The following is an 18,230-nucleotide window of genomic DNA, read 5'->3' on the forward strand; positions in this document are numbered from 1 at the left end:
AGCGAAGTCAGCAGCGATGTAATTGCATCCGGGGAGAGTCTCATACAACCTCCCCTTCGCTCTACGAGTTCAGGTAGCCGTCGGCTTGCGATTTAGCCTCTTAACCGAATACGAATGCTTCTTGGACCTGCTTGGAGACCGCTTCTTCAACTTTCTCGGCAGAGTGACCCAGATTGGAGCACATGAGCTGGCTTGAAAAGTCGATATACTCGTTGCCATCAGCGTCCGTGAACCTGACGCCTTCCGCCTCAGTAATCTGAGTCGGGCTGACTTCTTTTTGGAACGACCATGTCCCGAAAACATACTCACCTTTTACTCGTCCCGTGAATCTACTTGTCTTCAAATACTGACGCTATCGATTCGTCGAGGATAGTTATCGCCCGTTCGAGTTCAGCCTCGTTCGCGATGAGCGGTGGTGAGATGATGATCTGGAATCCCGGACGGCCACCGCCAAATAGCACGCCTCGATCACGTGATTCGCTAATCACGTCAGTAACCGGATTTTCACCATCGTCCACGCGTGGATCGTGGAAGGCATTGTCCGTCGTCGGATCCGCAAATTCGACTCCCCAGAGGAATCCTCGGCCGCGAACGTCTGCCACTACATCGTGATTCACCGCCAGCTCCTGGAGTCCCGATTGAAGAGTCACTTCTCGATTTGCGACGTTCTCGATAACGCCATCAGAATACGCGTCGAATGCGGCAGAGCCTGCAGCACAGCTAACTGGATGTCCACCGAAGGTTTGTCCGATATCGAAGCCGTTCGATCGGACAAACGAGGCTAATTCAGGAGGCACGATGACCCCGGCCAGCGGGGCATAGGCGCTCGTGACCCCTTTCGCGAACGTGATTATGTCGGGTTTCACATCCTCAGTCTGAATTCCAAACCATTCTCCACACCGACCGAATCCGGTGATAACCTCGTCGGCGATGAGCAGAATATCGTATTCGTCACAAAGATCTCTGACGTGGTCGAAATATCCAGATGGGGCCGGGAATGCGCCGCTCGTTCCAGCGACCGGTTCCATCAGTATCGCCGCGATCGAATCCGGATCTTCATTTCGAATCACGAATTCGAGGTGTTCACCCGCTCGTCGCGCTAGCTCCTCTGGGTCATCGGTAGCAAACGCCTTCGGAATCGGTGGAAGGAATTTCGCCGCTCCGGATGTCGCTGCATGACGCTCAATCGTTGCGCGTGTCTCGGGATCTCCCGTTAGGGCGCCCGCTCCATACGTGCCTCCGTGATAGGAGCGCCATCGAGTGAGCACTGTCGGAGCGTCTTGATGTTCACGAGCGAGTTGGACGGCAATCTCGTTGGCCTCGCTTCCGGAAATCGAAAAGAAAGTGTGTGAAAGATTAGTCGGTGCGATTTTGGCGAGCTGGTTTGCAAGCGTTTCGCGGATAGGGGTACGCTTTGCAGATGAAACGTACGGAATCTTACGCGCTTGTTCGTCCATTGCCTCAATCACCTGCCCGTTACTATGACCGAGGTTCGTGCAATACAGCTGCGAGCAAAAGTCGAGATATTCGTTTCCATCGGTGTCCCAAACCGAGATACCGTCACCTTCGGCTAGATTTACTGGATTAGAATCCGGATTGTACCAGTGAGGGATCGATGCTGCAGCCTCTCCAACGGGCTGTTGCCGAGACATACACGATAATATTTCTCCCACATAATAAACGCTCGTTTGAACGTTATTCAAAATCGCTAAGGAACAGATTTATAATTTTATAAATAGTGCCTAAAATAACGATTCGCAACCACCCTGTTGGATACGATTTCGACACCGATACGGATGTATTTAAAAAAGAGAGACTCCCGATTTTCTAGTTCTTCGACCGCAGCCGGAATCCCTTATTCATCGGATCATTCGGCATATATGCGATCAATCACCGCTCGTTGCGTATCCACGGTTCTTTTCCCCACCCTGTTTTGGAAGGAGGTAGTATCCAAGTAGCAATACGACAATAGCAGAGCCGACCCCAATAAAGGTCGAAGGGATGCCAAACAATCCTCCGGTGATATCGGTCCCAAGCCCTAAAACGACGCCGGCGACGATCGATGCGAGCACAGCCCATCCGTTCACGTTGGACAGGTACAGAGCAGCATAGACCGGGATGAGGAACGCGCTCGTCAACAGGATCGCTCGAAGGTTGTAGAGCTCGATGATGGTGCCCGGTGGATTGACCGCGGCCGCTGTCGCGGTAATCCCGAAAACGACAGTGGCGGCTCGCGAGACGCGAAGCTGCGATTCATCCGATGCTTCTGGTCTGAAGTAGCTGTAGATATCGCGCGCCGTAGTGATCCCGGTTGAATGGAGACGTGTATCTGTCGTCGAAAGAATTGCACTCATAACGGCGAGGATAATGACGATTCCGATCGATGTGGGAACGTATTCGGTTATCAGGGTTGGAAAGGCATTATCGACGTTATCGATCGCAATCCCTGCGTTCTCAAGCGCAACGGTGGTTGCCCCGCCGAGCAGGACAAGCGCCGAATAAAACACTGAGAGGATGACTCCGGATGCCGCAAGATGAATTTTCGCCGTTCGGACGTCCTTCGTTGCGGCGATACGCACGATCATGTTCTGCTCGGTGAAGATGGTTCCGAAGAAGGCCACGATGGACGCGACAACGCCGATAACTGTATACGCGCCAGCACCAAGCGGTGCAACGTTTGCGGAGTTCATTGCCGCGAACTCGGTATTGATTGCGGCGAATCCTCCCAAGTCGAGTATCATGTAGCCGAGTGCAAACAGCACTGCCGCGACCATGATCGTTCCTTGCAGGAGATCGGTCCACGCCACGCTGACAAGTCCACCGAGCACAGTGTATGTGATGAAAACGACCCCGATGACCCAGACCATGTATTCGTACGGAACGCCAGTGATCGTCGTGACGAGGAGGCTCGCACCGACGAGTTGCATGATAAGGTACAGCCAACCATTCGCAAGTAGGACAACACCCGCTATCGGACGTGCCGCTTCTCGTCCAGTCAAATCAGCGATGATATCAGGAAGCGTGAGGTGGTTGAGGGTTCTGACCCTCCCAACGACAAAGTAGAGACCGCTCACACCGAGCATCAATCCCAAAATCACGCCGGTCATAAGCGAGTAGCCACCGCCGTAGACAGCACCAATGAAACCGATGACACTGACCGCACTGACAAAGTTAGCAACGAGCGACCAGGTCGCTAACGTCGGCCCCATACTTTGCCCGAACACCCAGAAATCCATTACGTCCGTCGTTTTCTTATATCCCCAGACGCCGATACCGAGGACGATGAGGAGGTAAACGACGAAAGCGCCTAAATAAAACGGGTTGACATCAGCCATCGTTTCGCCCTCCGTCAGTGACTCGGGGTTCCATTTTCTCATTTTGGGTGTTCTCTCCGACCGGCTTTCCGAGCGCGACGTGGACGACTACATAATGTATCGCCCCGAGACTGCCCGCGAGAATCGTCGCGACGAAGACGAGGAACATTTCGGTTGGCATGCCAATGATTGTCATGTTTCTATGCTGTATACTGCCGCATTTACAATTATAAACCCATCGGTTAATACCATGATATATTTATAATACATCTATTATTATTTTAATTTATAAATATTTTAAGAATAATTGAAATAGAATGTTTCACGGTGCGATGAACCATCCAGCCGTCGTCAGAGCGACCGGTAGTGCTATTTGACTTCGATATTCTTGGAGAGGATCTCCCTCGATGCCCCGAGAAGTGCCTCCAACCCATCTGCCGCCGTCGAGAGATCGATACGCTCGTCGTATGTATGTGCCTGCGAGATATCGCCTGGCCCCCATGTGACGGCTTCGATACCGGCATCGTTCACGAAATTGCGAACGTCTGTTGACGCACTCACTCCCCACGGATCAATCTGTACGTCCGCGACTGCAGCGGAGTGGCGCCGGATTACCTCTGCGAGTGGACTGTCTGCATCGATGGCTGCCGATTCATAAGTCCGGGTGCGTTTCCAGCTTATTTCTACCCTGTATTCTTCAGCGACCGCCTTTAGCAACTCGTCGATTTCCCTATCGATATCCGCAACGTCCTCATCGGGTAAAAACCGCCGATCGATCGTAATCGTAGATGCTTCAGGGACCACGTTCTCCTTCGTGCCCGCTTCGAACATCGTCACCGTCGAATACGCCTGTCCGACGAGTTCGTCCGTTCGTTCCCTGACGGCAGCATCGTAGTCGTCCAGTGCCTCAAGCACCGGCTGTGCGTATCGAATGGCGTTTTTCCCCTGATCGGGACGGCTCGCATGAGACGGTTCGCCCGAAACGGTGATTTCGTACCAAGCAAGCCCCTTTTCGCTCGTTGCCGTGCGCATTCCGGTCGGCTCGAGAACGACACCGTAATCACCGTCATACCCCTGTTTCAGCAATGTCTTTGTCCCTGGTTCTGCGGTTTCCTCACCGATCGCAGCCTGGAAGACGATCGATCCCGGAAGCTCACCCGATTCGATTTCCTCTGCGAGCCGAGCCGTCGTCAACATTCCAATGGCAACCCCGGTTTTCATGTCGACGCTACCACGACCGTAGAGGTAGCCTTCCACTTTCGTTCCCCCGTAGGGGTCGCGCGTCCACTGTTCCAAATCGCCCGCCGGTACGACGTCGATATGGCCGTTCAGTACCAATGTCGGTTCACCCTCTCCGACTCGAACGCCGACTTGCGGCCGGTCAGCGTAGGGATCATCGATCAATTCCGCATCGATGTCCCGTTGTTCGAACCACTCGACGATATACTCCGAGCATGCCTTCTCGTTCCCCGGTGGATTTTCCGTCTCGATCTGAACCAGATTCGTGATCAATGTCGTCAGTGTCTGTTCGTGTTCCATGTTCTCCATACGCATTCGTACTCAATCATCCATAAAAAGAATTCGGATTGGGGAAGAAATAATTTGGAATAGCCAGTATCGAAGAACATAATTTCAGAACGAGTAATCGCGTTGAAAACAGTCCAGCTCTTAGAATACGTGGCTGAAAACGTTCGTGCATGCCACCCTACGAACCGGGGAGATCCCCAGCAAGATCCTGACCGATATCGATCGCGACGTTCTTCGTCTGAAGGTACGAGTCGAGTGCCTCCAATCCTTTTTCTCGGCCGATACCACTGTGTTTGTAGCCACCGAACGGCGTTTGTGTCGTGTCCCCGAACCATTTGTTCATGTAGACGTTCCCGGCCTCCAATTGTCCGGAGAGACGGTGGGCACGCGTGATATCGCTCGTAAAAATACCGGCAGTCAGACCGTATTCAGTGTCGTTCGCTATCGCCAGCGCTTCACTTTCATCTGAAAAAGAGAGAACTGCGAGAACGGGACCGAATATTTCCTCTCGAGCGATTTGCATCCCATTCGTTACGTCCGTGAAAATGGTGGGTTCGATAAAATAGCCAGCTCGATCGAGGGCTGAACCACCGGTTGCGAGTGTCGCACCTTCTCCCTTGCCAGTCGAAACGTAGTCCATCACTCGGTCACGATGTTCTGCTGATGCAAGCGGTCCGATATCCGGGTCGTTCCATCCCGGCCCGATATCGTACCCGGTCGCGATTTTAACGATACGGTCGACGAGTCGGTCGTGGACGTCTTCGTGGACGAGGAGACGGTCAGCGGCCGAACAAACCTGCCCTGCATTCGTAAAAATCGCGGTCGCGATGGCGGTTGCAGTGCGATCGAGGTCAGCGTCAGGAAAAACAAGTGCCGGATTCTTTCCGCCAAGTTCGAGCGTGACCGGTGTGATAGTCTCGGCCGCCTGCTTCATGATACGCCGACCAGTCGAAATACTTCCCGTGAACGTGATCGTATCTACCCCGGGATGTGAGACGAGTGGCTCACCAGTCGCGGTGCCTGTCCCGGTGACGACGTTGACGACTCCGCTTGAGAGTCCGGCCTCCGAACAGAGTCCTGCCAAGCGGAGCGTCGAAAGCGAGGTCTGAGGGGCTGGTTTGACGACGACGGTATTACCGGTGACCAGTGCCGGTGCGACACCACGAGCGAACAGGTTTCCGGGGAAATTCCACGGTGTGATCTGTGCGCTCACACCGTACGGTTCGCGGAACGTGTAATCTATTTGATCGGGACCGACCGGTACGCTTCGCCCTTCGAGTTTGTCGGCGGCTCCCGAGTAGTACTCGAAGTAACGCCACGCCCCGCGCATGTCGCTTCGTGCCTGCGAAAGTGGCTTTCCTTGATCCTTGCTCTCGATGGCCGCCAACTCCTCGGAGTTCTCCTTGATGAGTTCTCCGATGTGGTGGACAAGGCGACCGCGTTCGTCCGGCGGAACGTCCTGCCACGAATCGAATGCATCGCGGGCTGCGGACACTGCACGGTCAACGTCCTCCTCGCCACCGACCGCGATTTCGGTGAACTCGTCACCCGTTGCGGGATCGATCGATCGGATATACTCGTTCGTAGTCGGTGGTGTCTGTTCGCCGTCGATGTGGAGCGTATACCGCTGTTTGATCGGAACTGTCGGTCGGTCCATAGTCCGTATGGATTCAGAGTAACGATAATTCTTTGGCGTAATTCAAATACGAACTATAATACAAATAATATTCGTATTCTCGGGCGATCGCTAAGAAAGCGGACGAAACCATGCTAATTCTGACCCGAAGTTTGATAGCGATTCATATGAGAAAATTAATATGGACCTTTCGGAAAAATCGGTGATCGTAACCGGTGCTGGTTCCGGTATGGGACGGGCAGTAGCCCGGCGGTTCGCGGCACACAGTGCGATGGTAGCGTGTGTAGATATCGACGCGGAGGCCGCATCTGAGACCACCGCAGAAATCGAGCGTGACGGAGGTTCCGCGCTTTCCCTCGAAGCCGATGTTTCGTCTGCGGACGAGGTCGAAATGATGATCGAGCGAACCGTCGACGAATTCGGTGGTCTCGATGTCCTTCACAACAATGCGGGGATTCCCCAGCGTGCAACCCCTGTCGAAGACGTTACTGAAACGAACTGGGATAGGATCGTGGACGTCAATCTGAAGAGTGCGTTTCTCGGTGTCAAATACTCGGTTCCGTATCTTCGTGAGGACGGAGGCGTTATTCTCAATACCGCCTCCACTGCGGCGATTCGACCACGAACCGGCCTCTCGGCGTACGTCGCATCGAAAGGTGGGATGGTTGCACTGACGAAACAGCTCGCGTACGAACTCGCCCCGTCGATACGTGTCAATGCTATTTGTCCCGTCGCAACGGACACACCGATGCTCTCCCAATTCGCGGGAGATGATCTCAGCGTCGAGGGGATGCAGGAGACGATTCCACTTGGCCGTCTTGCCACCCCGAAGGATGTCGCTTCAGCAGCCACGTTCCTCGCCAGTGACGATGCTGGAATGATCACTGGAACTGCACTCGAAGTCGATGGGGGAAGGGATATATGACGACGAGACAGGCCGTGTTCGAGGCAGTTGATGAGCGACGCGACGAAATCGTTTCGTTTCTCTCTTCGTTTCTCCAGATTCAAACCGAAAACCCACCGGGTCGTAACTACCATGAAGGGGCGACGTTCCTCGACGAAGCCCTTTCAAAACGTGGGTATGATGTCGAATATGTCGAGGTTCCCGACGATGTGGTGGCGCGCCATTACCCCGATCGAACCGGTTTCGAGCGAGTGAACGTCCTCGGCCACAAGGAGTTCGGCGACGGCCCGAACGTTCACTTTACGGGCCACTTCGATGTCGTTCCTGCCGGGGAAGATTGGACTCGAGAAGCGTTTGCGCCGACCGTAGAGGACGGACGTTTGTACGGGCGTGGAGCCAGCGACATGAAATCCGGAATCGCAGCCAGCCTATTGGCGATCGATGCGTTGGAAGCGGTTGGAATCGACCTCGGTGGTTCTATTACGCAGAGTATGACTATTGATGAGGAGACGGGTGGGTTCACCGGACTCGGGTATCTCGTTCGGGAAGGATATCTCAACAATACCGATTACTGCGTCTATACCGAGTGTTTTGACTCCTCTCGAATATGCCTCGGACACCGTGGTGTATTGAAATTCAGAGTTCATACCCATGGACAAAAGGCACATGGGTGTATGGCACACAATGGCCAGAACGCCATTTCGGCGATGAATGACTTTCTCTCACGCATCGACGAATATCGAACTGAGTTACATAGCCGAACGACCGACCTTCCAGTCATTCCCGACGCATCTCGTCGGGCGGATATTTCTGTGACGATGATGGATTCAGGCTATTCCGAAAATGTCGTTCCCGACCGATGCGTTGCTACGTTCTACCGAGTACTCGTTCCAGGGGAGTCCGTCGAGGATGCTCGAACGGAGATCACCCAACTGATGAAAGCGACTGAAGATGCCGTCGATGCTTCCCTCGACTATAACGAAATCATGTTCGCGGAACCGACCAGCGTCTCTCGAGAGTGTCGGGTGAGCCAAACCTTTGCCCGAAACATCAAACCGTTCCATGGTGAGGCAGAGTTTGTCGTTTCACCGGGATCGGACGACCAACGGTTCGTCGTCAATGATGCCAGTATCAAAGAATGTATCGTCTACGGACCAGGGTTGTTAGAACAGGCTCATGTGGAAGACGAGTACGTGCCTGTCGATGAAGTTCTGACTGCCGCAAAAGTAATGGCTGTCTCGACGGCAGACCTGCTAACTACAGCTGAATTTGGAGAGTAATATCACTGTACTATCGTATGAGTTGGCACTGTCTAGTTAGGCCAGTTTAAGAAGCGAGCAGTTCCGTGGTTTTGGTGTTCATGTTCAACCAAGAACTGCTCAGTGAAACGTTAGAGACGACGAATCTTGAATGTTGGGAGAATGAGCGGACGGCAACGCCCGTCAGGGCGTTCGCCGTCCGCCTCCACGCAACCGGTTGTTCGCTCAGAGAAACAAAAGAAATTCTTCGATTATTCGGCGTAAAACGCTCGCATCAAGCGGTTTTTCAGTGGGTCCATCGGCTGGCTGACAGCGTTTCCGACCCGCCGTCGGCGCGGACAGCCCGGCCTCAACACCACGAGGCTGACCCCCAGGAGAAAGCCGAGTTCCAAGAAACAGTCGAAAAAACGACCCGAACTAAGCGAGAAAACCGTCGTTGTCGTCGATCAATTCACAAAGCACGTCGGAAACGTCCAGCGGCGTGTCTGGTACCCGATCGGTTCGAACCCGACGATAGAAACTGCAACGTCCTGGAAGTCGGTGACAGCTTCTTCTGCTGGACAGAAGAGAACTTGACCCGATTCCACGGGATTCGGCTGTTAGAGGCATTGACCGACAAGTTCGGTGAAGAGTTAGTGGTGTTTCTGGATCGAGCGGGCTACTTCTACGCGAAGGATCTCTGGGAGCACGTCAGCGGTGAGCGCGAGACCGAAACTGTCTCCGACAGTTCGGTCTCGTGCGTGCGCGGCGACGATCATTGAAGTCTGGTACTTTCCGTCGAAGCTCCCCGAATTGAACGCCGTCGAAGGGTGCTGGGACCAACTCCAAGAATGGTTCAAATATCGACTCATTCCAGATCTTTCGACGCTGAAAGACTACATCCCACGAGGACTGAGCGCGATCAACGAACCAAACATCTGGCCGTATCTTACTGGTAAAGATTCGTCCTAATCACTAATAGGCTATCTAACAGCGGCCATCTTAATTGTCGAGAAAGATGGTCAAAGATACTACGAGACCTACGAGCTTGTCTCAGTTGACGATGGAACGGGCTCCGGAGAGGAAGTACATGAGGCATAACTCTCTATCGTATTCCGGCAATATAGACGCAATTCTCAGAAAAAGAAGAAAAATCGTCAAAGACTACTGTGCAAGTCGATACTGAATTAGGATGTGTTCACGGCTATCTCACCGTACCCATCATGCGATTCGATTGTTGTTCCATACGGTTCCGAGAGGTCACGTAGCGACGCAAGAATTCGATCTGCGGTGTCACCGCCGGCTATGACCGGTCGTCCACGTCGGGGACGTGGTTCTTCATAGCCAAGATCCAGCGGATACAGGCGGACCGTCGCTAGTTGCCCATCCTCGAAGTCACAAACGGGGAGGACGGACTCCCAAAACGACTGCTTTGAGAGGAACCCGATTTGGTTGTCGTCCGCATCTTGAACTCGTTTATCGAATAAGTCGGCAGGTAGCGATTTCGCGGGGTCAAGATCATATCGGCCGTAAATCTCGGCCGGAAGTCGTGTCACTGTTTCGTTCTGCATAAAGAAATTGCCAAGGCTATAGAAGATCGGTGCATCATCGTAGATTTCGATCCCACGGAGTACGTGTGGCCCATGCCCAACGAATGTATCTGCACCAGTGTCGATGCAGTCATGGGCGAATGACTCAAGGAACTCGGGAACCGAATCATCGTTGAAGAAGGCACCCGCTCCTTCGTGAGCGTGGAGGCTAACGATGACCCAGTCCGCCTGTTTGCGTGCAGCGGCGATTTGGCGGTGGATTGCCGCCGCGTCGTCTTCGTTCACCGCACGATTAATCCCGTATTCATCACCGATATCGAACTCAATGTCAGTCTCTCCGCCAACATTCATGAGCGTGAATTCATCAGTATCCTCGCCAGGAACTGGGAAGCCAAGCCGTTCTCTGCGTTCTTTGGCAGCCTCTAATCCAAGCTTTTGGCTGAGGTCTCTAAGGGACTCAGAGACAGACTCCGGGACCGTATACCGGGTTTCCAACCGAAGTGGCGACAGCCCCGGCCGTCCGTGCATATCTGGCCGTTGCTGTCCAGCGATACTCCCGGGGGTGACTGTCGTACAGGCAGCAATCAACGCAACTCGTCCCGCTGGGGTATCGATAAACGTGGGTGCTCGTGCGCTCGCGAGATTTCGGCCAAGACCCGTGTAGGCGAGGTTGCGTTCCTCAAGTGCCTCCATCGTGGCTATCATCCCACCGTGTGAGAAGTCGCCCACGTGGTTTGTTGCTGCCGCGAAGAGATCAAACCCAGCCCACTCAAGTTCGTCGGCAATCCACGGTGGAGCCCGCATGTACGTCCCACCGCTCTGAGACGCCGGATAACCCTCCTCATAGTCGTGAAGCAGGACTTCGAGATTTGCGAACGATACATCTGCACCTCGAATCTCATCGATCAGCGCTCGGAATTGGGGGTCCTCGTACATGGAGAATTTCCGCGTAACGAGGGCGTCTCCAACAGCCGCGAGCGTGAGATTCTGGCCTTCAGTTCCGTACATAGGGTTCGTCAATCGAGGGGGTTCGAGAGTGGTGCTCAGAAGTTCGTTCTACCATCATTGCTGCGAGTGTGTCAGAGAAAGCTGCTTGAGCGTCTCGATGACGACGTCCACACCGATGTCGAGTGCATCCTCGTCGATATCGAATCGGGATGTGTGGTGGCCGGATGGATTGCTGGCACCGACTCCAATGTACGTCGCCTGTCCGCCCTCTGCTTGAACGCGTTCAATCAGGTACGAGGCGTCTTCGCTCGCGCCGATCGGTTCCCGTTCGACGACGTTCGTTACGGTCTCAAGGGAGTGAGCGGCGTCGGCAACTGCTGTCACCAACTCAGTATCCGCTTCGAACGTCGTCGTCTTGCCGTAGAGGTTGGTATCATACTTGACAGCATGCATCCCAGCAGCGTGCTCTATCACCCGGTTTGCAGTGTCGAGCATGTATTCATTGAGGTCAGCCGCTTCGCCACGGACTTCGACTCGCATCTGGGCATGGTCAGCAATCACGTTCTGTGCGTTCGGTGAGTGCACTTGGCCGACGTTGATACGGGTCGCACCTCCCTCGTGTCGTGGAATCGCATAGAGATTCTGAATCGTTGTCGTCGCTGCTTGGAGTGCGTTCCGACCTTCGTTCGGTGCCTTCCCAGCATGCGCCGATTCACCATGGAACTCGACATCGATCTTCGCATTGGAAAGTGGCCGCTCGTACCCCGCAATTATCTTCCCCGTTTCATTGTCCAAGCCGAGATGGAGCGCGATGAAGTGATCGATGTCGGTGAGGTGCGCCGTTTTACTCATCGGAAGTCCGCCACGTCCACCCTCCTCGGCTGGTTGGAAGAAGAGTTTGATCATCCCGATGAAGTCGTCTGTGACATCGAGGTTTCGTGCGATTCCCACGCCGATTGCCGTGTGGCCGTCGTGCCCACAGGCATGCATTTCGTTTGGATGGCAACTTGCAAACCCCTCCACTGCAGGCCGATGCTCTGCATCGCTCGATTCGGTCATCTCAAGCGCATCCATATCGACGCGAACGCCGACAACTGGGCCGCTTTCCTCACCGAATGTCTTCTCAGCGATGAGGCCAGTGACCGAACCCATCTGGTCGAGGTATGACTCGGGTGCCCCCTCATCTCGGGCTCGGTCACGAGCGCGTTCAATTTCGTCGTCAGTGGGGACACCAAGGCGCTCATCAGTGTCGATTGCATCAGCACCTAGATGGACAGTATACCCTCGCTCATCGAGTTCTTCAGCAATGAGTGACGTCGTGCGAAACTCCTTCCAGCCCGCTTCAGGATACTTGTGGAGGTCGCGTCGGAGCTCCGATAACGAAAGCTCACTTATCGTGGCCATAGAGAGCATATACCGATTGTCGCCAATAAACGCTCGCCAATAGGTAACATACGTGGGCTGCTCTTGTTGGCATCCTCGCCACCCTGAAGAGCAAGGCTGTGGGCCTATTCTAACGTACTCACCATCGGGTTTTTGATTGCTTGCAGAAGTACTGTCGTCTGTGAACGCCTCACACAACGCCTCGCCAGTCGCATGGATGTCAAAACCATATGCAGAAATCGTAGACACCGCTGCAGAGGACGGGTCAGTACTGATTGTTCCCGTTGGGAGCCTTGAACAACACGGTTACCATCTCCCGGTTGCGACAGATACACTCCTCGTCGAAGCCGTTGCTCATGCTGGCGCTGAACACGTCCACAAATCTCTCCCCGTCCTCGTTACGCCGACCATCTGGTCCGGCCGTTCGCCACACCATCTTCCCTTCGGCGGCACGGTGTCACTGGACACGACGACCTTGCTTAATGTGCTCTCGGAGGTCGCGGAGACGGCGTTTGAGAACGATTTCGACGCGTTGCTGTTTCTGAACGGCCATGGCGGAAATATGTCGGTGATAGCTGATGCAGTGAGTGAAGTCGGTGACGACCATCCTGATCGCGAGGTTCTCGGTCTGACGTACTTTCACCTGGCCAACGAGGTCGTTGCGGGGGTACGCGAGAGCGACGTCGGCGGTATTTCGCACGGTGGCGAATTCGAAACGTCTCTCATGCTCCACCTTCATCCAGACCTCGTCCACGAAGACCGGGTAGAAGGAACTCGCCGCGACGAGCCCTACAAACATGGCCGCCAAGACCTCTTTGCCGACGGACCGCTGTCCGTGTACAGGACGTTCGACGAGTATAGTCACTCAGGAGCGATCGGCGCACCCGAACTCGCATCAGCGGACAAAGGCCAACGGTTCTTCGATCGGTTAGAACGGGAACTCGGGGAACTTCTCCGTGAAATCCACGCACAAAACAGTGAATCCAAATAGCAATTAGTCGTCCGCGACGGTTCCTGGCTCACCACGATGTTCGTCCATCGCGTTGCGGGTGCGCTTTTCCAGCGACTCAAGATTGTGTTTGCGGGCGGTTTCTAACACCTTCTCATACTCCGGTTCTTGCGCGAGCGAAATCGCGAAGAACAAGATGATCGAAAGCGGAAGCCCGACGAAGACCGGGTGGAGACCCATGAACTCGGCGGTATCGGCGAAGTATCCTGCCCACCACCACGCGACGGTCATTCCCGCACCGACGACGAGGCTCCAGAAAGCGGCATCTGACGTCCCACGTGGCCAGTAGAAAACGGCCAACCATGGAACCAGCACGCCGCCGGTTAGGGCGACAGCCCCGAAGACGATGAGGTCGATGATTCCCGGCACGATCAGTGCGAGGACGAGCGAGAACACCATGAGGCCGATGACTGTAATCCGTGACACCTTCTGCTGTTGTTCGTTGCTCGCGGTCGGATTGAGGTACCGAAGGTAAATGTCGTCGACGATGTTGGACGAGCCCGACAGGAGGAAGCTGTCACCACTGCTCATCACAGCTGCTGCCAAGGCAGCGAGGATGAGGCCTGCGAGCCAAGCTGGAAGGATATCCATTGCCATCTGTGGCATGATTAGCTTAGGGTTGTTGATGTTGGAGTACATCACGAGCCCCATTGCGCCGATGAGAAGCGGAATCGGAATGTACGCGAATCCGATGATGCCATTCAACGTCGTGCCGACGAATCCATCCCGGTCACTGCGGGCGGACATGATACGCTGGAGGTAGCCTTGACGGACGAGCATCGTCGGAACGAGGGTCACGATGTAGCCCGCGATGAGCGTCCACTCCATCGCAAAGAGATCGAACGCTTGCGGAGCGACGCTCGTCACCTCGGTCGTCATGGCCGAGAAGCCGCCGAATTCAAAGATGGCCATGACGGTGAGTATCCAGAGACCAACGAACAGGATTATCCCTTGGATGAAGTCGGTCCACATCACCGCGGACATGCCGCCCATCACAGTGTAGGCCGTGATGATGAGCGCGCCGAGTATCGCGGCTTGGGTAACGGTGATTATATCACCGAGCAGAAAGCTGATGATCGTCCCAGCTGCCAACCACTGAGCGCCAAGCGTGCTGATGAATCGGAGGAGATAGAAGGGGACGGCCGCAATACGCGTTTTCTCGTCGTACCGATCCTCAAGCATCGACGGAATTGTGATGTTGTTCGTGCTCGGGAGTTTGTGTCCGAGCAGGATGGCAACGACGAAGAAACTCGCGAGGGCGATTCCGTAACTCCAAAACGCAGTGATACTCTGGGCGGTGAAGGTTGATTCTGAAAGACCAATTGTTCCACCGGCACCGATCGCCGTAGCGAAGAATGACAGCGCAACGAGGTACCACGGCGCGCCTTTCCCGGCGAGGAAGTAGTCCTTCAAGTCCTTCATCCCTTTCCGATGGAAGAAGTATCCGACCCCGAGCATTCCGATTACATACATTAATACAATCCCTGCTATGAGTTCCCGTGCCATGTCACCTGTATCCTATGTGGAGTGAGTAAATAGATTCGGATACCATACAATGATGCTGGTAAATAAATTGCTATTACATTATTAAATTTGATTATTTAGGAAATAAATGACTAAAACGGTATTGAGTGCCATGATTAGTTGGCTATTCGATTTCTAAATAACGGCATGCTATTGGGGTGTAGCAAAGACTTTTACAGTCACTACTTGAATCGCATCTATGCCCGTTTCAACGATGGCAGAACAGAAGCCATCACTTAATGCGTCAGTAGATGAGGTGGAGACACCTACACTCTTGGTTGATCTCGACACGATGGAGGCGAACATCCAGGACTACGTCTCGTTCGCGACCGAGAACGACGTCCAACTCCGGTCGCACATTAAAACACACAAAAACGCAGAGATTGCACACCTCCAGAACGAGTACAGTGATGGTGGCGGGATTGTCTGCCAGACACTCGGTGAGGTTGAGGTCATGGCAAAGAACGGGATCAACGATATCTACCTTTCCTACCAAGTCGTCGGACAGCAGAAGCTCGAACGCCTCGTTTGGCTGGCCCAAAAACTCGACCGGTTTGTGACGACGGTCGACGGGGCAGGAAATATCACACCACTCCAGACTGTCACTGCCGATCATGGCGTGACCATCGACGTAATTCTCGAGGTTGATGTCGGCTTGCATCGAACGGGAGTTTCCTTAGGGCAACCGGCGGTTCAGATGGCGCAGCTCATCCAGGAGCAGTCGAACCTGAACTTCCGCGGCCTTCTTGCGTACGAGGCGCACGTCAAATCGAAGGCTGAAACCCGTGCCGAGTACAAAGAGTACTGCACCGAAGCCATGGACCGAACGCAGGAGACGGTTGAACTCCTCGAATCGGAGGGAATCTCCGTCAAGGAAGTAAAAGTGGGCGGGACGGCGACCTCGAAATACAGCGGCAAACACCCCGTCGTGACGGAGATCAACCCCGGAATGTATCCATTCATGGATGTCGGCGAGCTCGAACACAGACCGTTCGATGTTGGGAAATTAGATTGTGCGGCGACCGTGGTCTCGACCGTCATCTCGAAACCGACGGAGGATCGAGCCGTCGTTGACGCTGGCAGTAAGACACTCTCGATGGATAAACCGCAACTTCCCGTGCCCAAGTACCGCGACGATATTGAATACGTGAACGCATCTGAAGAACACGGATGGCTCGATATCAGTGAGAGTGAGGAATCAGTCAATGTCGGCGATCGAATCGAATTCATCGTCCCTCATGTATGTGCCACGATCAATCTCCACGACACCATTATCGGCGTTCGAAACGATCGCGTCGAAGAACTCTGGGACGTTCAAGCCCGTGGCAAAGTAAAGTAACGTAAAGAAAATAAGTATATTTTGACACCTCTTATTGCGAATACTGCTTCGTGATCATTTTGTAAGTGCTTCGCCAGGGCGAGCGTCAGTCACAACGGAGTCGCGAACTACGAAGGAGCCGTTTACCATCACATGATGAATTCCCGTGGGGAACTGCTGTGGAGAATCGTACGTCGCATTTGTATCGATTGTGGCAGGGTCAAAGACGACGAGATCGGCGTCCAGCCCCGGCCGAAGTATACCTTTCGTCTCAAGACCCATCGCACGTGCGGGCAAGGACGTCATTTTCCGAATGGCCTCCTCAAGCGTGAGGATATTCGCTTCGCGAACATACCGACTGAGAATCTTCGGATACGTTCCGAACACCCGAGGATGCGGTCGGCCCCCGAATAATCCATCTGTTGCAACGTTTACTCGCTCGTTGGCGAGAACGTCTCGAACATCGGATTCCGTCAGTTGGTGTAACAGCATTCCAACTTCGAGTTCTTCTTCGATGAGAAGGTCACACACAACTGCGACAGGATCTGTATCGCGCTCCGTAGCGATCGTTGCGATGCTCTTCCCTTCGACTGACTGATTACCCTCGGACGCAACGTTCGTGACTTCGATGTTCTCCCATCCCGTGTATGCACCCCGGTTTTCCCAACCGTCGATTCGCCACTCAGAGATATCACGCCGAATCTTCTCGCGGGTATCATCATCTCGTAAATACGAGAGCATCTGCTCTGGTCCCTCTGCTTGAACCCACGGCGGTAGGACATTTGTGAGTGTTGTGCTGCCCGCCGTATAGGGATACTGTTCAACCGTCAGGTCAACGTCTCGCTCCCGCGCTGCCTCGAAGATGCTTACAGCACGATGTACCTTCCCTTGTTGGTCCGGCCCGGCGAGTTTGAAATGGGAGAGATGGAGCGGCACACCAGTATCGGCTCCAATATCGATAAATTCGTCAAGCGCCTCCCAAATTTGACGACGTTCGTTTCTGATATGGGCGACGAACGGTCGGCCGTACGGTGCAAGTTGAGCGGCCAATTCTCTCACTTCAGCAGTATCTGCGTAGCGAGCGGGTGTGTAGACAAGTCCCGTCGAGAATCCAACTGCACCTGCTTCTAACGCCTCTGTGACGAGCTCTGCCATCTGGCTAATATCGTCCTCGGTTGGTGCCGTATCGCTAAAGCCGAGGACGTTAAATCGAACTGTCCCGTGTCCTACCAACGTCGCAACGTTCGGCGCAATTTCTTGGTCGTCAATTGCTTCGAGGTAGTCTCCCAGTGACTCCCACGACCACTCTCCATCAAGTCGCCCAGCAATACCGCTGAGATGAGTTTCCCACGCCTCCGTATCGACGTCATAGAGCGGTGCCATTGAGAAGCCGTCCTGGCCCAGAACTTCCGTGGTGATTCCCTGGCGGATTTTCGGAGCAAGCGTCGGATCTGAAAATAATTGGAGATCGGAATGAGTATGTGTGTCGATAAACCCGGGACAAACAGCCATCCCATCTGCATCGATTTCAGTCGCGGCGTCCGTTTGCACTGTTTTTCCACGATAAATCTCAGCAATCTTTCCGTGCTTGATAGTGATTGTCCCTCTAAACCAAGGCGCCCCGGTGCCATCAATAATGCGTGCGTTTCTGATAGCAGTCTCTGCAGCCATATCCCCTCTCATGGGATAATGCAAAATAAAAACTGCTAGTGCCTACTCATTAGTTCAGGCGGTGGGGGGTGGTTGGTCTTCAGTACACTATCGCTAGTTGTCCACTCTGGCTCAAGAGACCAGTTGCTGACACGTAGTAGTCAGAATGAGGCGACTGAATCAGTCGCCTGATTCAGCCGCTGTCCGGATTGGTGCGTAATGAGGCTAC

At 54.0% G+C, this 18,230-nt stretch carries 15 protein-coding genes and 2 pseudogenes; 7 read left to right on the forward strand and 10 right to left on the reverse strand.

What is annotated here, in order from left to right:
• Positions 1–115 precede the first annotated feature (115 nt).
• From ACR3FF_RS20885 to ACR3FF_RS20910, 6 genes and pseudogenes are all read right to left on the reverse strand, one after another.
• Positions 116–343, reverse strand: a pseudogene (locus ACR3FF_RS20885) (aminotransferase class III-fold pyridoxal phosphate-dependent enzyme); the annotation flags it as partial.
• The gene (locus ACR3FF_RS20890) at positions 330–1,652 is read right to left on the reverse strand and encodes an aminotransferase family protein (protein ID WP_458190078.1); all 1,323 of its coding nucleotides are present in this window, start codon (positions 1,650–1,652) and stop codon (positions 330–332) included. The pseudogene ACR3FF_RS20885 and the gene ACR3FF_RS20890, both read right to left, overlap by 14 nt.
• 234 nt (positions 1,653–1,886) lie before the next feature.
• Positions 1,887–3,335 (reverse strand): sodium:solute symporter family protein, encoded by a 1,449-nt coding sequence (locus tag ACR3FF_RS20895; RefSeq protein WP_458190065.1) that lies wholly within the window; start codon positions 3,333–3,335, stop codon positions 1,887–1,889.
• Positions 3,328–3,510, reverse strand: a complete 183-nt coding sequence (locus ACR3FF_RS20900; RefSeq protein WP_458190066.1) for a hypothetical protein — start codon at positions 3,508–3,510, stop codon at positions 3,328–3,330. Before ACR3FF_RS20900 ends, ACR3FF_RS20895 begins: the two co-directional genes overlap by 8 nt.
• Before the next feature lie 173 nt (positions 3,511–3,683).
• Entirely contained in the window at positions 3,684–4,862 is a 1,179-nt protein-coding gene (locus ACR3FF_RS20905) for a M20 family metallopeptidase (protein ID WP_458190067.1), read from the reverse strand.
• Positions 4,863–5,019: 157 nt separating this feature from the next.
• Positions 5,020–6,498, reverse strand: coding sequence for an aldehyde dehydrogenase family protein (locus tag ACR3FF_RS20910; protein WP_458190068.1), 1,479 nt, complete (start codon positions 6,496–6,498; stop codon positions 5,020–5,022).
• A gap of 160 nt (positions 6,499–6,658) precedes the next feature.
• Between ACR3FF_RS20910 and ACR3FF_RS20915 the strand changes: the two genes are divergently transcribed.
• The 5 genes and pseudogenes from ACR3FF_RS20915 to ACR3FF_RS20935 all read left to right on the forward strand — a co-directional run bounded on the left by ACR3FF_RS20915 (position 6,659) and on the right by ACR3FF_RS20935 (position 9,591).
• Entirely contained in the window at positions 6,659–7,402 is a 744-nt protein-coding gene (locus ACR3FF_RS20915) for an SDR family oxidoreductase (RefSeq protein WP_458190069.1), read from the forward strand.
• Positions 7,399–8,661 carry an ArgE/DapE family deacylase gene (locus ACR3FF_RS20920; RefSeq protein ID WP_458190070.1) on the forward strand — a complete coding sequence of 421 codons (1,263 nt, stop codon included), beginning with the start codon at positions 7,399–7,401 and terminating at the stop codon, positions 8,659–8,661. The genes ACR3FF_RS20915 and ACR3FF_RS20920 overlap by 4 nt, the downstream gene beginning before the upstream one ends.
• A gap of 80 nt (positions 8,662–8,741) precedes the next feature.
• A pseudogene (locus ACR3FF_RS20925) lies at positions 8,742–8,987 on the forward strand (IS6 family transposase); the annotation flags it as partial.
• 225 nt (positions 8,988–9,212) lie between these two features.
• Positions 9,213–9,401 carry a hypothetical protein gene (locus ACR3FF_RS20930; protein ID WP_458190079.1) on the forward strand — a complete coding sequence of 63 codons (189 nt, stop codon included), beginning with the start codon at positions 9,213–9,215 and terminating at the stop codon, positions 9,399–9,401.
• The gene (locus ACR3FF_RS20935; protein WP_458190071.1) at positions 9,337–9,591 is read left to right on the forward strand and encodes a transposase; all 255 of its coding nucleotides are present in this window, start codon (positions 9,337–9,339) and stop codon (positions 9,589–9,591) included. The genes ACR3FF_RS20930 and ACR3FF_RS20935 overlap by 65 nt, the downstream gene beginning before the upstream one ends.
• A gap of 215 nt (positions 9,592–9,806) precedes the next feature.
• Here the strand turns inward: ACR3FF_RS20935 and ACR3FF_RS20940 are convergent, their stop codons facing one another.
• Together ACR3FF_RS20940 and ACR3FF_RS20945 are read right to left on the reverse strand one after the other, a co-directional pair.
• Positions 9,807–11,177, reverse strand: coding sequence for a CapA family protein (locus ACR3FF_RS20940; protein ID WP_458190072.1), 1,371 nt, complete (start codon positions 11,175–11,177; stop codon positions 9,807–9,809).
• Between the two features lie 54 nt (positions 11,178–11,231).
• Positions 11,232–12,521 (reverse strand): amidohydrolase, encoded by a 1,290-nt coding sequence (locus tag ACR3FF_RS20945; protein ID WP_458190073.1) that lies wholly within the window; start codon positions 12,519–12,521, stop codon positions 11,232–11,234.
• Between the two features lie 196 nt (positions 12,522–12,717).
• Between ACR3FF_RS20945 and ACR3FF_RS20950 the strand changes: the two genes are divergently transcribed.
• Complete coding sequence (locus tag ACR3FF_RS20950) at positions 12,718–13,491, forward strand: creatininase family protein (RefSeq protein WP_458190074.1); 774 nt, start codon at positions 12,718–12,720, stop codon at positions 13,489–13,491.
• A 3-nt stretch (positions 13,492–13,494) separates the two neighbouring features.
• Here the strand turns inward: ACR3FF_RS20950 and ACR3FF_RS20955 are convergent, their stop codons facing one another.
• Positions 13,495–15,015 (reverse strand): sodium:solute symporter family protein, encoded by a 1,521-nt coding sequence (locus tag ACR3FF_RS20955; RefSeq protein ID WP_458190075.1) that lies wholly within the window; start codon positions 15,013–15,015, stop codon positions 13,495–13,497.
• A 217-nt stretch (positions 15,016–15,232) separates the two neighbouring features.
• Here ACR3FF_RS20955 and ACR3FF_RS20960 point away from each other — a divergent pair, with 217 nt between their 5' ends.
• The gene (locus ACR3FF_RS20960; RefSeq protein WP_458190076.1) at positions 15,233–16,372 is read left to right on the forward strand and encodes an alanine racemase; all 1,140 of its coding nucleotides are present in this window, start codon (positions 15,233–15,235) and stop codon (positions 16,370–16,372) included.
• A 54-nt stretch (positions 16,373–16,426) separates the two neighbouring features.
• On the opposite strand, the gene ACR3FF_RS20965 is transcribed toward ACR3FF_RS20960, so the two are convergent.
• The gene (locus ACR3FF_RS20965; protein WP_458190077.1) at positions 16,427–18,022 is read right to left on the reverse strand and encodes an N-acyl-D-amino-acid deacylase family protein; all 1,596 of its coding nucleotides are present in this window, start codon (positions 18,020–18,022) and stop codon (positions 16,427–16,429) included.
• Positions 18,023–18,230 lie beyond the last annotated feature (208 nt).

This window comes from Haladaptatus ordinarius (assembly GCF_054177595.1).